The 14,854-nt window shown below is 63.5% G+C and carries 14 protein-coding genes; 4 read left to right on the top strand and 10 right to left on the bottom strand.

Features of this window, described 5'->3' with window-relative positions:
• Positions 1-243: 243 nt before the first annotated feature.
• Positions 244-420 (bottom strand): YjzC family protein, encoded by a 177-nt coding sequence (locus ATE71_RS22670; protein ID WP_201022907.1) that lies wholly within the window; start codon positions 418-420, stop codon positions 244-246.
• Between the two features lie 152 nt (positions 421-572).
• Here ATE71_RS22670 and ATE71_RS01880 point away from each other — a divergent pair, with 152 nt between their 5' ends.
• Positions 573-902, top strand: a complete 330-nt coding sequence (locus tag ATE71_RS01880) for a helix-turn-helix transcriptional regulator (RefSeq protein WP_201022906.1) — start codon at positions 573-575, stop codon at positions 900-902.
• On the top strand, positions 889-1,437 hold the full coding sequence (locus ATE71_RS01875) for an ImmA/IrrE family metallo-endopeptidase (RefSeq protein WP_160327993.1): 549 nt from the start codon (positions 889-891) through the stop codon (positions 1,435-1,437). The genes ATE71_RS01880 and ATE71_RS01875 overlap by 14 nt, the downstream gene beginning before the upstream one ends.
• 19 nt (positions 1,438-1,456) lie before the next feature.
• On the opposite strand, the gene ATE71_RS01870 is transcribed toward ATE71_RS01875, so the two are convergent.
• The 6 genes from ATE71_RS01870 to ATE71_RS01845 form a co-directional block, all read right to left on the bottom strand.
• Positions 1,457-1,687, bottom strand: a complete 231-nt coding sequence (locus ATE71_RS01870) for a hypothetical protein (protein ID WP_037554869.1) — start codon at positions 1,685-1,687, stop codon at positions 1,457-1,459.
• 149 nt (positions 1,688-1,836) lie between these two features.
• Positions 1,837-2,901, bottom strand: a complete 1,065-nt coding sequence (locus tag ATE71_RS01865) for a ribonucleotide-diphosphate reductase subunit beta (protein ID WP_058801704.1) — start codon at positions 2,899-2,901, stop codon at positions 1,837-1,839.
• Between the two features lie 21 nt (positions 2,902-2,922).
• Positions 2,923-3,264, bottom strand: coding sequence for a hypothetical protein (locus tag ATE71_RS01860; RefSeq protein WP_058801703.1), 342 nt, complete (start codon positions 3,262-3,264; stop codon positions 2,923-2,925).
• A complete protein-coding gene (locus ATE71_RS01855) occupies positions 3,255-5,207 on the bottom strand; it encodes a ribonucleoside-diphosphate reductase subunit alpha (RefSeq protein WP_058801702.1) in 1,953 nt (650 codons plus the stop codon). Before ATE71_RS01855 ends, ATE71_RS01860 begins: the two co-directional genes overlap by 10 nt.
• Positions 5,208-5,918: 711 nt before the next feature.
• Entirely contained in the window at positions 5,919-8,186 is a 2,268-nt protein-coding gene (locus tag ATE71_RS01850) for an EAL domain-containing protein (RefSeq protein ID WP_235587866.1), read from the bottom strand.
• Between the two features lie 138 nt (positions 8,187-8,324).
• Entirely contained in the window at positions 8,325-10,067 is a 1,743-nt protein-coding gene (locus ATE71_RS01845) for an acyl-CoA dehydrogenase (protein ID WP_058801700.1), read from the bottom strand.
• A 51-nt stretch (positions 10,068-10,118) separates the two neighbouring features.
• On the opposite strand from ATE71_RS01845, the gene ATE71_RS01840 reads away from it, so the two are divergent.
• The gene (locus tag ATE71_RS01840; RefSeq protein WP_058801699.1) at positions 10,119-11,066 is read left to right on the top strand and encodes an L-threonylcarbamoyladenylate synthase; all 948 of its coding nucleotides are present in this window, start codon (positions 10,119-10,121) and stop codon (positions 11,064-11,066) included.
• Between the two features lie 10 nt (positions 11,067-11,076).
• Here ATE71_RS01840 and ATE71_RS01835 read toward each other — a convergent pair whose 3' ends face one another.
• The 3 genes from ATE71_RS01835 to ATE71_RS01825 are packed head-to-tail and all read right to left on the bottom strand — an operon-like array spanning position 11,077 to position 13,267.
• Positions 11,077-11,979: a DMT family transporter gene (locus ATE71_RS01835; RefSeq protein WP_058801698.1), complete on the bottom strand. Its 903-nt coding sequence runs from the start codon at positions 11,977-11,979 to the stop codon at positions 11,077-11,079.
• A gap of 9 nt (positions 11,980-11,988) precedes the next feature.
• Complete coding sequence (locus ATE71_RS01830; RefSeq protein WP_058801697.1) at positions 11,989-12,768, bottom strand: SDR family NAD(P)-dependent oxidoreductase; 780 nt, start codon at positions 12,766-12,768, stop codon at positions 11,989-11,991.
• A 10-nt stretch (positions 12,769-12,778) separates the two neighbouring features.
• A complete protein-coding gene (locus ATE71_RS01825) occupies positions 12,779-13,267 on the bottom strand; it encodes a thioredoxin family protein (RefSeq protein WP_058801696.1) in 489 nt (162 codons plus the stop codon).
• Between the two features lie 56 nt (positions 13,268-13,323).
• Between ATE71_RS01825 and ATE71_RS01820 the strand changes: the two genes are divergently transcribed.
• Positions 13,324-14,841, top strand: coding sequence for an acyl-CoA carboxylase subunit beta (locus ATE71_RS01820; protein ID WP_058801695.1), 1,518 nt, complete (start codon positions 13,324-13,326; stop codon positions 14,839-14,841).
• The last annotated feature ends 13 nt before the right edge of the window (positions 14,842-14,854 follow it).

Raw genomic sequence — 14,854 nt, 5'->3', positions numbered from 1 at the left:
TCCCGCTAGACCAAGATTGACCGCATCAGCCGGTGTGGCAGTTGGGCGAACAATAGTAGCAACCGTTCACTTGGGTATAATGCTTTCGCGCAGCATCGACTGCCCCGTAGCAGGAAACGAATTCGCCCAAATAGATACGGTTCTCCGGATAGGGAAGCCACGTACAGTCGGACTTGTGGACCTCGTGATCGCCGTTCGATTGAGCGTTCATGTTGACATAGTAGGACGCCATTTCCTCACTCCTTAGCGCTTGCTGTCGGGCGTGCGGCGAACCTGCGTCCATCCGCGTCCGGGCGTGGTTGTCGGCGGAAGGCGGGTATTGTCCGGAACGGTCGAATAGTTGTCGTACCGTCCGCCCCGCGGGCCGACCTCTTGATAGATGCCGCCGTTTTTGCCGCTGCTACTTCCGGGATTCTTCATTCTTCAATCCTTTTCGATTTGCGCCCCGAATCGAGACAATTGGATCCTATATCGCTTCGACCAATTGTCAATAATGCAATCATATGTTTGTAACACAAACATTAATGGGTCAGGTTGACATGCTCCCTCTTGACACTCTATTCCCAGATTCCGTGGAACAGGCAGATCTTTATTCCGTGTTCGGAAAGCGAGTGGCGGACGAAAGGTTGGCGCGTAAAATTAGCCAGCAAAAGTTGGCGAATCTGGTTGGCCTTAGCCGGGCATCAATTGCGAATATTGAGGCCGGGCGGCAGCGCGTGCTGTTGCATCAGGCGATCGAGCTCGTCCAAGCGCTCAAGATGCAAACGATATCAGATATTCTGCCTTTGAACGTCGCGCTTGCTGGTGATCTGAAGGGGAAGGCCAAGGCGGTGAAAATTTCTGGGTCGACTGTGTCTCGCAATGAGGCTGCGACGATCGCTCAAATCGTTGAAAATTCTTGATATGACATTTGCGCAAATTTCTAAGGCGCGCCGATCGGGGGAGGCTGCCGCCCACAAAGTTATGGACAGGTGGCCCAGTCTGACGCTGCCAGTACCGATTAAGGAAATCGCGGTGGCAGAGGGATGCCGTCTGCAAGCGATGATATTAGAGGACGATTTATCTGGTATGGCATTCATTAAGGGTGGCCAAAAGAATATCGTCTATAATGTTCTTCATCACAATAATAGGCAGAGATTTACTATAGCCCATGAGCTCGGGCATCATATTATGCACGAGAGAATGTTAAAGAACACCGTACACGTGGACAAGGGTGTTCTCAGACGAGATAATATTTCGTCCGGAGGTTTTGACGATATCGAGATTTCGGCAAATGCATTTGCCGCTAGTGTACTAATGCCAGAGCGCTTCGTAAGAAAAGTGTGCCCTGCCACTTTGGATCTAGAAGACGATGCCTTGGTTCAGAAATTTGCTAAGATGTTTGGTGTAAGCGGCGCCGCCTTCACTAATAGAATTCTGAATTTGTCGATCATTTAGATCAGAAAAACTACAACCTTCAAACCGAAAACCCGCCCGAATTCCGCCGGTTCGAGCTCGCCGCCAGCACTTTCTTGCCCGTCGGGGTCAGCGCCCATTTGGCGCCCTGTTTGACCACGAGGCCCAGCGTGACGAGTTCGTCGCGGACGGGGTCGGTCGGGAGCTGGGGGCGGCGGTTCGAGAGGCCTTCGAGGGTCGCGCGCTGCGGCTGGCTGAGGATCAGGAGTTTTTCTTTTTTCTTTTCGGTCATTTTGGCCTCTGGCTCTTTTGCGTTGCGCGGGGGTGGCGGCGTTGCTGGCCCTCCCCGCGGCGACTAGGGAGCAAGCTGGTAAGTCTCGTGATCGGAGCCACGGGTCTCCGATCACCCCCTCCCGCACGCGGGAGGGGTTTATGCTTGTCTTACTCCGCGGCAATCCCTGCTTTGGCGAACATGTCCTCGCCGTCGTTTTCGGCGTCGGCCGCGGGGGCGGGGTCGTCGCTGGTCTTGGCCTTCTTGCGGCTGTCGAAGCTCGACCAGACGGTGTTCCAGTCGCCGCGCGTCGCGCCCTTCGAATATTCGGTCGCGCGCGTTTCGAAGAAGTTGGCGTGCTCGACGCCGTTCAGCAGCGGGGCGAGCCAGGGGAGCGGGTGCTCGTCGATCATGTAGATCGGCTGGAACCCGAGCTGGCCCAGGCGCCAGTCGGCGATGTAGCGGATGTAGCGCTTGATCTCCTTGGGCGTCATGCCGGGGACGGGGCCCTGTTCGAACGCGAGGTCGATGAACGCATCCTCGAGCCGCACCGTTTTCTGGCAGGTGTCGATGATGTCTTCCTTCACCGCCTTGGTCAGGCAGCCGCGTTCCTTGGTGAAGGTGTGGAACAGCTTGATGATGCCTTCGCAGTGCAGGCTTTCGTCGCGGATCGACCAGCTGACGATCTGGCCCATGCCCTTCATCTTGTTGAAGCGCGGGAAGTTCATCAGCATCGCGAAGCTGGCGAAGAGCTGAAGCCCCTCGGTAAAGCCGCCGAACATCGCGAGGGTGCGCGCGATATCCTCGTCGGTTTCGACGCCGAAGGTGCCCATATAGTCGTGCTTGGCGCGCATCTCGTCATATTCGAGGAACATGCCATATTCGCTTTCGGGCATGCCGATCGTGTCGAGCAGGTGGCTGTACGCCGCGATATGCACCGTTTCCATGTTGCTGAACGCGGTCAGCATCATCTTGATCTCGGTCGGCTTGAACACGCTGCCATATTTTTCGTGGTAGCAATCCTGCACCTCGATATCGGCCTGGGTGAAGAAGCGGAAAATCTGCGTGAGCAGGTTGCGTTCATGGTCGCTGATCTTCTGCGCCCAGTCGCGGCAATCCTCGCCCAGCGGCACTTCCTCGGGCACCCAGTGGATCTGCTGCTGGCGCTTCCAGAAATCGAACGCCCAGGGATATTCGAAGGGCTTGTAGGTTTTGCGGGCTTCTAGAAGGGGCATCTACTTACTCCACTACGTCGTTCAAGCGCGTTTGCGCTGAAAATGATTGATCCAGGACCATGCCACCACGACGATACCGATCGTCGGAAGCGACCAAAGCCAGACAAACAGACCTATTTCGACTGCGCCCCCGGAAAGCAGGTCGGGGCTGCAGTTGAATTGCTTAAAGAACCCTGTGAGCCGACGACCCTCATGGTCGCAGTTGCCGGGCCAGACCGCCATTATGCTCAGCGTAGAACCAATGGCGATATAGGCCAGTGTCGCACCCATCAGAGTCCAGAACTTTCCCCCGCCGAGCGTTTTGTGGCTTTCACGCAGCTGCGTGATCCCAAAAGCGTCGGCGAAGAAGCTCTTTACTGACAAGCCAGGCACTCGTCATAATCGGTGGTCTGCAGCTCATATTTCGGGGCTTCCGACGTGTTGTCGGCTTCGACCCCGCCCGCGAAGCCGGCGCGCTGCACCGATTTCGAGCGGAGATAATAGAGCGATTTGATGCCGAGCTCCCACGCGCGGTAGTGGAGCATGAGCAGGTCCCACTTCTCGACGTCGGCGGGGATGAACAGGTTCAGGCTCGCGGCCTGATCGATATAGGGCGTGCGGTCGGCGGCGAGTTCGAGCAGCCAGCGCTGGTCGATCTCGAAGCTGGTCTTGAACACATCCTTTTCGTCCTGCGTCAGGAAGTCGAGGTGCTGGACGCTGCCGCCGCGCTCGAGGATCGAGTTCCAGATCGCGTCGCTGTTCTTCGCCTTGTCGACGAGCAGCGCTTCGAGATGCGGGTTGCGGATCGAGAAGCTGCCCGAGAGCGTCTTGTGCGTGTAGATGTTCGCCGGGATCGGCTCGATGCACGCGCTGGTGCCGCCGCAGATGATGCTGATCGACGCGGTCGGCGCGATCGCCATCTTGCAGCTGAAGCGTTCCATCACGCCCTGATCGGCGGCATCGGGGCAGGGGCCGCGCTCGTTCGCGAGGAGCATCGAGGCGGCGTCGACCTGCGCGCGGATATGCTTGAAGACGCGCAGGTTCGAGGATTTTGCCATCGCGCCTTCGAACGGCAGGCCGCGCGCCTGAAGGAAGCTGTGGAAGCCCATGACGCCGAGACCGACCGAGCGTTCGCGGCTGGCGCTATATTTGGCGCGCGCCATTTCGGGCGGGGCGCGGTCGATATAATCCTGCAGGACGTTGTCGAGCATGCGCATGACATCCTCGATGAAGCGCTTGTCGCCGTTCCACTCGTCCCAGGTTTCGAGGTTGAGCGACGAGAGGCAGCAGACCGCGGTGCGATCGTTGCCGAGATGGTCGCGGCCGGTCGGCAGGGTGATTTCGGAGCAGAGGTTCGAGGTGGTGACCTTGAGCCCCAGGTCGCGGTGATGCTTGGGCATCATGCGGTTCACCTGGTCGATGAAGATGATGTAGGGCTCGCCCGTCGCAAGGCGCGTCTCGACGAGCTTCTGGAAGAGCGAGCGCGCGTCGACGGTGCCGCGGACGCTCTGGTCCTTCGGCGAACGAAGGTCGAATTCCTTGCCGTCGCGGACGGCTTCCATGAACTCGTCGGTGATCAGGACGCCGTGGTGGAGGTTCAAAGCCTTGCGGTTGAAGTCGCCCGAGGGTTTGCGGACCTCGAGGAACTCCTCGATCTCGGGGTGCGAGATGTCGAGATAGCAGGCGGCCGAACCGCGGCGGAGCGAGCCCTGCGAAATCGCGAGAGTGAGCGAGTCCATCACGCGGACGAAGGGAATGATGCCGCTGGTCTTGCCGTTGAGGCCGACGGGTTCGCCGATGCCGCGCACCGCGCCCCAATAGGTGCCGATGCCGCCGCCGCGGCTCGCGAGCCAGACATTCTCGTTCCACGTGCCGACGATGCCCTCAAGGCTGTCGTCGACCGAATTGAGGTAGCAGCTGATCGGCAGACCGCGGCCGGTGCCGCCGTTCGAGAGAACGGGGGTCGCGGGCATGAACCACAGCTTCGAGATATAGTCGTAGAGGCGCTGCGCATGATCCTGATCGTCGGCATAGGCGTCGGCGACGCGCGCGAAGAGGTCCTGGTACGATTCGCCGGGCAGCAGATAGCGGTCCTGCAGCGTTTCCTTGCCGAAGTCGGTGAGCAGCGCGTCGCGGCTCGCGTCGGTCACGATGGCAAAGCGGCGCGCGTGCACCTTGGGCTCGCTGCCGTCGTTGAGCTTCGCCGCGGGCTTCGCGTCTGCGATCGATTCGCCCTTCGATTCGGGAGCTGCCGGAGCGTCATTTTTCGTCAGTTCCACCGTCGCCACGTCGCTCGTCTCCACCCGTTCGCTTTCCCGAAAATCCATCTTATTCGCCCCCGATCTGACCGCGCACATCGTGCGCTCTGTTCCTGTCTTGTTCGACTCAGGGCGAAGCCCCGATCCTAGCATCTAAACCCGTCCACGGGGCACTTTTTTTGGGCGCAGCAAGGGTTTTTCCGCGCCCATGTGCGATGGACGACGGAAATCCGCCACTTACGGCCTGATACAATTTATTGGGGTGCCCCCGTGGCTGACCCACCACCTATAGTGCCACGTCGGCGCAACGATGCAAGACGGTAAATGACAGTTCGGGGACTCAACTCGTCGATATTTTGATTCGTCTCGTCGCGGCGGGTGCCCGGGCGATCGGGCGCCGCGCCAGCCTTTCCGCGGCTTTGCACGGGATGCGGCGCACACGGCGTGGGCTCCATATTTTTTGAATGCCTGAACGCCGGCGGCAGGGCGCCGATGAACGCTGTCGCGCAGCTTCGGCCGATGACCCCCGCAGATGGCCGTCGGCGCGCGGCGGACAAAAAGAAAGGGCCCCGGCGATGCCGGAGCCCTCTCCTTCAATTCGTTTCCGAGTTAGGCTTGACCGCCGCCGCTTTGCGTGCCGGCGCCGCCCAGAAATTTCCAAAACCAACCCATTTCAGATCTCCTGTTGGCACTGCCCATACGGAACAGTTAACAGCGCATATACCTTAATTAATAAGGTAAATCGAGTCTTAACTATAAAAATTGCCGCCAATCTGGCAGTTATGCGGTGCGGTTATGGGGAATCGCGGTGAGGGTCGCGGTCAATTCGGAAAACAGTTGGGGTTTTCCAAGATGATAACCCTGTCCGACATCGCAGCCGAGGTCGGCGAGCAGCGTCATGGTTTCGGCATCCTCGATGCCTTCTGCAACCGCGACGGCGCCGAGACGGTGCGCCAGATCGATCGTCGATTTAACGACTTCGAGGTTCCGCTGCGAATCGCGCATCGTCATCACGAATCGCTTGTCGATCTTGATTTCGTCGGCCTCGATCTCGGTCAGATATTCGAGGTTCGACTGGCCGGTGCCATAATCGTCGATCGACAGGCGGATGCCCGTCCGGCGCAGCTGCGCGAGCGTCTGGCGCGCCTGGCGGCTGTTTTCGATCTGCGCGGTTTCGGTGATCTCGATCGTCAGCGCCTCGGGCGGCAGGTGATGCGCGGTCAGCATGACGCGGATCGTGCCGACGAGGTCGCTGTGATCGAGCAGCGTCGCCGACAGGTTGACCGACATGTTGATCGGCATGCCGCGGTCGCGAAGCTGCGCCGCCGACCGGATCGCCTGATCCATCACGAAGAGCGTGAGGCGATAGATGTCCTGGCTCTTTTCGGCCTGCACGATGAATTCGTCGGGCGGGATCGGTCCGCGCGTCGGGTGCGTCCAGCGCGCAAGCGCCTCGACCCCGACGAGCTGCCGCGTCGCGATCTGATATTGCGGCTGGAAGGCGACCCAGATGTCGCCGCCGGTCAGCGCATCTTCAAGCTGCGAGTGGAAGGAGAGCTGCCAGCCGGCATCCTCTTTCTGGCGCGAGGTATATTTGGTCCACAGCGACCGCGTGCGGATCGCGCGTTCGGCGGCGACGAGCGCCGCGGCGAGGCGCTGCGCGTTCGAGCCTTCGAATTCATCGTTGACCCCGAAGGCGATCGCGACATCGACGCGCAGCTCGCCGATCGTCAGCGGCGCGTTGAACAGCGCGGCGAGGCCCGCCAGCTGTCCCTCGATCTGGCTGTGCTGATAATAGGGGACGAGCCAGGCGAAGGTGCCGTCGAGATCGTGGTGGAGCGTGGTGCCCTGCGAAGCCAGCTGGAGGCGGCGGGTGACTTGTTCGACGAGCTTGCCGATCCCGTCGCCGGGGATGAAGGCGGCGAGATCCTCGAAATTGACGACTTTCGCCGCGATCACGGTCGCGCTGCCGAACGCGGGCTGCGACCGGAGCGCTTCGAAATTGGGCAGGCCCGAAAGCGGATTCTCGCGCTGGGCCGAAAAGCGCCGGCGTTTGCGCGACACATTCGCGCTGACGGCCGCCGCGAAAAAGGAGGCAGGCGCAATCGACAGGGTGACCAGCATCGTAGACAAAATAGCTTGGCCGATCACAAGTATCGCGACCGCCGCAAGCGCCGCCCAGGAAAACCACCGCTGAAATGGGGGTAGCAATGCAATTCCCAACCATGCGGCGATGAAGACAAGTGCAGGCCACCAGCCGATATCGACCGGATTGCCACGTTTGAGCGTTTCGCCGCCGATTACATGGATATAGGCGCCGGGAACCTGATTGTTGCCGGGAAGATAGTAGGCATCCTGAAAGGTCGAGGCGGTGGGCGCAAAGATCACGTCCTTGCCCGCCAGCTGCTTTGCGCCAACTGATCCCGAGAGCAGGTCGCTGGCGCTATATTGTTTGATACTCGCGGTGTCGTAAGAAAAATCGAGGTGAAATAGCTCCGCGCGATTGCCGGGCTTGCCGGCGAGCAACGACGCAAAGCTGGGCAGCAATTGCCCGTCCGCGACATAAGCCTTGGGCAAACGCCAGACCTGCCAAAACTCGTCGTCCCAAGCGATGCTCGCCCGCTTTGCGGCCGTGCCAAATGCCGGACTGGGGAAGATCGAGCGGTTGCGGCCCGTTCCCGGCACCGATTTTGTCGCGACAGCGAGCACCGCGCGGTCGCCCATCCGCCGAATGGCGGTCGTGAAACGCGAAAAATCGCGGTCCTTTTCGCGGCGGTCGAAATAGAAATCGACGAACAGGCGCTTTGCGCCCGCTTCGTCGATTGCTTCGACGACCCGCGCATATTGCGTCATGGAAAAACTGCCGTTCGGCGAATCGGTAAGAGTTTGGTCGTCGAGCGCGACAACGACGATATCGCCTGAAACGGGACGACTGGCGAAATTCGCCGCCGCCGCGCCGAGAATCCGGTCGAGCGGAATGCCGATGCCGGAAAAGCCCACGACAAGGCTGAGAAACACCGACAATGCGATGCTTCGCCAGCTGATCATCAGACTTTTCACCGGAATGGGCACGCACGTCTCCAGCAATTGCCGGTCGCGTCTAGTCCCAGATGGTTATCATCGCGTTAATTATGAACGAAATCCTACGCCGCGCGGACGGGCGCACGGCGCAGGATTCGAGCCGATTCAGCCCGCCGCAGGCAAGGGCGCGAGCGCCGCGTCGCCGGCGAGTGCCGACGCCGCAAGGCCCGTCGCCGCGGGCACGATCTGCTGCAGGTAGAAGCGGGTCGAGGCAATCTTCGCTTCGAGAAAGGCGGCGTCGCCGTTCCCCTCGTCGAGCGCGGTCTTCGCTGCCTTGTGCTGAAGCGCCATCAACCAGCCGCAGGTCGCCGTCGCGAGCATGGTGAGATAGGGGTAGCTGCCCGCGAGCCGGTCGGCGGTGTTTGCGCCGACCATCCAGTCGGTGACCGCGCGGCACGCATCGACGAGCTGCTGGAGTTCGGGAGAATCGGCGGCGCCCGCCGCGATATCGTCGATCAGGCTGCGGACGAGGTCGCCGCCTGCCATGCCGAGCTTGCGCCCGACCAGATCGGCGGCCTGAATGCCGTTGGTGCCTTCGTAGATCGGCGCGATGCGCGCGTCGCGATAATGCTGTGCGGCGCCGGTTTCCTCAATGAAGCCCATGCCGCCATGCACCTGCACGCCGAGGCTCGCGACCTCGCAGCCGATGTCGGTCGCGTGCGCCTTGACCAGCGGGATCAGCACTTCGGCGCGCATCGCGGCGGCTTCGTCGCCGAGCTTGCCGAAGTCGATTTGCGCCGCGGCATAATAGGTCAGCGCGCGCGCGGCCTCGGTCTGGGCGCGCATCCGCCACAGCATCCGACGGACGTCGGGGTGCTGGTCGATCGTCACCGGGGTGCGATCGGGCGAGCCCGCGAGCGCCGACTGGACGCGCTCGGCGGCGAAGCGCTGCGCCTGCTGCGTCGCGCGCTCGCCGATCTGGATGCCCTGGCAACCGATCATCAGCCGCGCGTTGTTCATCATCACGAACATCGCGCGCATCCCGCCCATTTCGTCGCCGACGATCTCGCCGAGGCAGTCCTCGTCCTCGCCATAGACCATCACCGCGGTGGGCGAGCCGTGGATGCCGAGCTTGTGCTCGATCGAGGCACAGTGGACGCCGTTGCTGATCGTCGGATTGCCATCGGCATCGAGGCGGTATTTGGGGACGAGGAAGAGCGAGATGCCGCGCGTCCCCTCGGGCGCGCCAGGGGTGCGGGCGAGGACGAGGTGGACGATATTGTCGGTAAGGTCATGCTCGCCGAAGGTGATGAAGATTTTCTGGCCGCGGATCTTGTAGAGGCCGGCGTTCGGGCCCTCGGTGATCTTTTCGGCGGTCGAGCGCAGCGCGCCGACGTCGCTGCCCGCGGCGGGCTCGGTCAGGTTCATCGTGCCGTTCCACTCGCCGGTGACGAGCTTGGGAAGCCAGGTCTGGCGCTGTTCCTCGGTGCCATAGGCCATCAGCGCGTGGATCGCGCCGGGGGTCAGGATGCTGCAGAGCGAAAAGCCCATGTTGGCGCTGCCGAGCGCCTCGATCACCACGGTCGCGAGCGTGAAGGGCAGATCCTGTCCGCCATATTCGCCCGGGCCGTCGATGCTGCCCCAGCCCGCCTCGACGAACTGTTTGTACGCGTCCTTGAAGCCCGGGGGCATGGTGACCTTGCCGTCCTGCCATTGGGGGTTCTGCGTATCGCCGACGCGGTTGAGCGGGGCATAGACCTCGGCGGCGAAGTCGCCGATGCCGGTGACGATCGCTTCGACCATGTCGGGGGTCGCGGCGGCGAATTTGTCATGCTGCGCCATCGCGTCGATGCGCGCGATATGGTCGAGAACGAAGAGCTGTTCGGTCGTGGGCGGCGTGTAGGTCATGGGTGCGGTTCTTTGCTGGTGAATATCGTTGCGCGGGCGCTATAGCGCGGCATGGCCCAAGCCTCAAATTCCACGCTGGTTCGCGCGTTCGATCGCGCGGCGATCGCCGAAGCGGCGGCGGCGATCGCCGCCGGGCAGCCGGTCGCAGTGCCGACCGAGACGGTCTACGGCCTCGCTGCCGATGCGCGCAACGCCGAAGCTGTGGCGCGCATCTATGCCGCGAAGGGGCGGCCCGATTTCAACCCGTTGATCGTCCATGTGCCCGATCTGGCGGCGGCCGAGCGGCTGGGCGTGTTTGGTGAAGTCGAGCGGGCGCTGGCGGCGCGGTTCTGGCCGGGGCCGCTGACCTTGGTGGTCGCGCGCACGCCCGACTGCCCGGTCGCGAGCGTGGCGACCGCGGGGCTCGACACGATTGCGCTGCGGGTGCCGGGGCACCGCGCGATGCAGGCATTGCTGACGGCGTCGCGCGCGCCGCTCGCGGCGCCGAGCGCCAATGCGAGCGGGAAGGTGAGCCCGACCAAGGCGGCGCATGTGCTCGCCAGCCTCGACGGGCGGATCGTGCTGGTGATCGACGACGGGCCGACGACGGCAGGCGTCGAATCGACGATCGCGCGGGTGAAGGATGGTGCGGTCGAGATATTGCGGCCGGGGCCGGTGACGGCGGAGATGCTTTGCGAGGCGAGCTGGCTGGCGGTGACGGGAGTCAAGGGATCGGAGATCGTCGCGCCGGGGATGCTCGCGAGCCATTATGCGCCGGGCAAGCCGGTGCGGTTGGGGGTGACGGCCTTTGCAGAAGACGAGTTCGCGATCGGGTTCGGCGCAGTGGCAGGCGATTATGATTTGAGCGCGGCGGGCGACTTGACCGAGGCGGCGGCGCGGCTGTTCGACGCGCTGCACGCGGGGGCGGCGAGCGCGAAGCCGAAGATCGCGGTAGCGGCGATTCCGGTCGAGGGGTTGGGCGCAGCTATCAACGACCGGCTGGCGCGGGCGGCGGTGTGAAATAACCTCTCTAAGCCGCCGCCGGCTCGATGGGGTCGCCGTGGGGCGCCTTGCGCGCGACGATCAGGCAGGCGGCTACGATCAGCACCGCGCCTGCCAGCGTCGGCAGCGTCACCGCCTCTTCGAAGAAGAACCAGCCGAACAGCATCGCCCAGAGGAAGCCGGTATATTCGGTCGTCGCGAGGATCTGAGTCTCTGCGCGGGCGTAGGCCCAGCTCAATAGCAGCAGCGAGGTCGTTGCGAGGATCGCGGCGCCGAGGATGTTCGGCGCGTGGCTTGCGTCGGGAACCGCTAGGAACCACGGGGCGCCCAAAGCGAGGATCGCGGCGACGAAGAAATTCTGGAAGAAGGCGATTTCCATCGGCTCGGCCATTTTCGCCTGCCGCCGCGCGAGGATGAGATTGTAGGCGTAGAAGATGGCGGAGAGGAACACCGCGCCGACCGCGAGGAGCGCCTCGTCGCTATAGTCGCTGCCGCCGAGCTTGCCCGCGACGATCACGAGCACTCCGCACAGGCCGAGCGCTGAGGCGGCGATCGAGCGCGGGCCGATCTTCTCGCCCAGAAAAATCGCCGCCATGTAGAGCGCCATCAGCGGCGCGACGAAGGCAAGCGCGATGGCTTCGGCCATCGGCAGTCGCGCGAGCGCCCAGAAGAAGCTGAGCGCCATGCCCGCGACGAAGAGCGAACGCCACGCGTGGATTTGCATCGTCGCCCGGCTCGGCCATTTGGGGCGGGTCGCGAAGTAAAGGAGGCCGCTCAGCAAAGCTCCGGTGCCGGTACGCCAGAGCACGGCGTTATAGGCGCCGATGTCGATCGACAGCCCCTTCATCAGCACGTCCATCGCCGAAAAGGTCGCGATGCCAGCACAGGCGATCAGGAAGGGGATGACGGGAGAGGCCGAATCGGGACGCATGGGAGCGCCTTAGCGGAAGGTCGCCTGTCCCGCGCCGTCGATGTTCAGCTTCTGGCCCGAGCAATAACTGTTCGCGTCGCTGACGAACCACACGACCGCCGCCGCCACATCGGCGGGGACGGCGACGCGGCCGAAGGGCATTTTGGCGTCGAGGTGGTGGATGTCGGCCTCGCCCGTGATCGCGCGCGAGAGTTTTTCGCCCATGTCGCTGACGGTCAGCGCGGGGGCGACGATGTTGACGCGGACGCCGTTCGCCAGCTCTTCCTTGGCGAGCGTCAGCGCAAAGGCTTCGCCCGCGGCCTTCGCCATCGTGTAGGGGGCGCCGTTCGGCGAGTTCACATAGGTGGCGATGCTCGAGATGACGATGATGTCGCTGCGCTTGTGCGTGCGGAGCTGCGGTAGCGCGAGGCGGCTGAGGCGGTGCGGGCCGGCGGCGTGGACGGCGAAGAGCTTGTCGACCTCCTCGGGGCTGGTGTCGGCGACCGACTGCCCGCGGCTCGCGATGCCCGCATTGTTGATCAGGATCGAGAGGGGGCCGAAGTCGGCCTCGACCGCGGCGACCATCGCGGCGCAGGCGGCCTCGTCGGTGACCGATGCCTGATAGGCTTTGGCCTTGCGGCCGAGCGCCTCGATCGCGGCGACGGTTTCGGCGGCGGCGTCCTCGCCGCGCGTGTAGTTGACTGCGACGTCGGCGCCCGCCTCGGCGAGGCCGATCGCGATGCCGCGGCCGATCCCGCGCGAGGCGCCGGTGACGAGCGCGACGCGCCCCGCCAGGTTCATGTCGGCCATGTCTCTCTCCCTAGTCCATCAGTTCATTATAGCTGTCGTCGTCGCTGCGGCTGGCGGCATTGCGCCATTTGGGGGCGGCCTTGCGGTTGAGGACGCGGCCGTCGGCATCGAGCACGGCGACGGTCGGCGTGCCCTTGATCCGGAAGCCGAAGCGTTTGGGAACCTCGGGGTTGCGTCCCTGACCGCGGACGTGCGGCATGCCGATATCGGCAAAGACGATCTCGTAGCGTGCGCGGACGGGAGCGAAGCGTTCGGTGGCGATCAGGTTGGCGAACCAGGCGCTGTCGTGGCACGCGCCGGTGCCCATGACGAGCAGCACGCGCTTGCCCGATTGCGCGGCGCGCGACAGCGCGGCGTCGATCGCGGGCATCGGGTCGGCGATAAAGGCGTCGGTGGTGTAGGGATCGGCGACGCCGGGAATCGTGCGCGTTTCGCTGGCCGCAACGGGGGCGAGGGAGAGCAGTGCTGCGGCGAGAGCAAGGGCGACCGTGCGGTTCATACACCGACGATAGGTTTTGCATGACGTTTCCGTCAACGTAAGATAGCCTGATCCCCATGAGCTGGAAAAAAGAAGTGGGCGAACTCGGGCAGCGCCGCGCGATGGCCGAGAAGATGGGCGGCGAGGAAAAGGTCGCGCGCCAGCACGGGCGCGGCAAGATGGACGCGCGGGCGCGGCTCGCGGGGATCGTGGACGAAGGCAGTTTCCGTGAGATCGGCAAGATTGCGGGGCGCGGAAAATATGGCGCCGATGGCGAACTCGAGGACCTCGCCGCGTCCAATTTCATCTTCGGGCGCGCGAATATCGACGGGCGGCCGGTCGTCGCGAGCGCCGACGATTTCACCGTGCGCGGCGGCGCAGCCGATGCGGCGCTGCACAGGAAATTCGTCCAATGCGAGGCGATGGCGCATGAATATCGCCTGCCGCTGATCCGCATGATCGACGGCACCGGCGGCGGCGGGTCGGTCAAGACATTGGAAGACATGGGATACACCTATATCCCGCACGTGCCCGGCTGGGACGAGATCATCGCGAACCTCGACACGGTGCCGGTGGTCGCGCTGGCATTGGGGCCGACCGCGGGGCTGGGTGCGGCGCGCGTCGTCGCCAGCCATTACAGCATCATGGTGCGCGGGCTGTCGCAGCTGTTCGCGGCGGGGCCAGCGGTCGCGGCGGCGATCGGCGATACGTTGGACCGCGAGGAACTGGGCGGTGTCGATGTCCATACGCGCAACGGCGTCGTCGACGACGAGGTGGCGAGCGAGGCCGAAGCCTTTGCGGCGGCGCGGCGGTTCCTGTCCTATTTGCCGTCATCGATCCACGACCGCGCGCTTAGGACCGAATGCAGCGATCCGGCGGGGCGCCGCGACGAGGCCTTGCTGTCGGTCGTGCCGCGCGAGGCGAAGCAGGTCTATTCGATGCGCCGCATCGCGAATGCGGTGTTCGATACGGGCAGCGTCTTCGAAATGGGCGCGCGCTGGGGGCGCGCGGTGATTACCGCCTTTGCGCGGCTCGATGGGTATCCGGTCGCGGTGCTGGCGAGCGATCCCTCCTACCTCGGCGGATCGTGGGACGCGAAGACAAGCGAGAAGGCGGAGCGTTTCGTCAAGATGGCCGACCAGTTCCGGCTGCCGATCGTCCACCTCGTCGACAATCCGGGCTTCATGATCGGCGGCGAGGCCGAGCGGACGGGGACGATCCGGTACGGGGTGCAGGCGATGAACGCGATCTACCGCGCGACCGTGCCACTGGCGTCGGTCGTGGTGCGGCGCGCCTATGGGATTGCGGGGAGCGCGATGTCGAACGCCGAGCGGTTCCAGTATCGCTTCGCCTGGCCGTCGGGCGACTGGGGCAGCCTGCCGATCGAGGGCGGGGTCGAGGTGGCGTACAAGAGCGAGCTCGAGGCCGCCGAGGACCCCGTCGCGCATCTGGAGGCGATCCGCGAAAGGCTCAACCGCGTGCGCTCGCCATTCCGGACGGCAGAGAAATTCGGGGTCGAGGATATCATCGACCCGCGCGATACGCGGCCGCTGCTTTGCGAATTTGCCGAGCTGGCTTGGCGCGTGGTGCGATAGATGGATCTCCCTT

The organism is Sphingopyxis sp. H115, assembly GCF_001468465.1.
GTDB lineage: Bacteria > Pseudomonadota > Alphaproteobacteria > Sphingomonadales > Sphingomonadaceae > Sphingopyxis.
The sequence above is the reverse complement of the archived record's forward strand: the minus strand, read 5'-3'. Positions and strand labels throughout refer to the sequence as shown.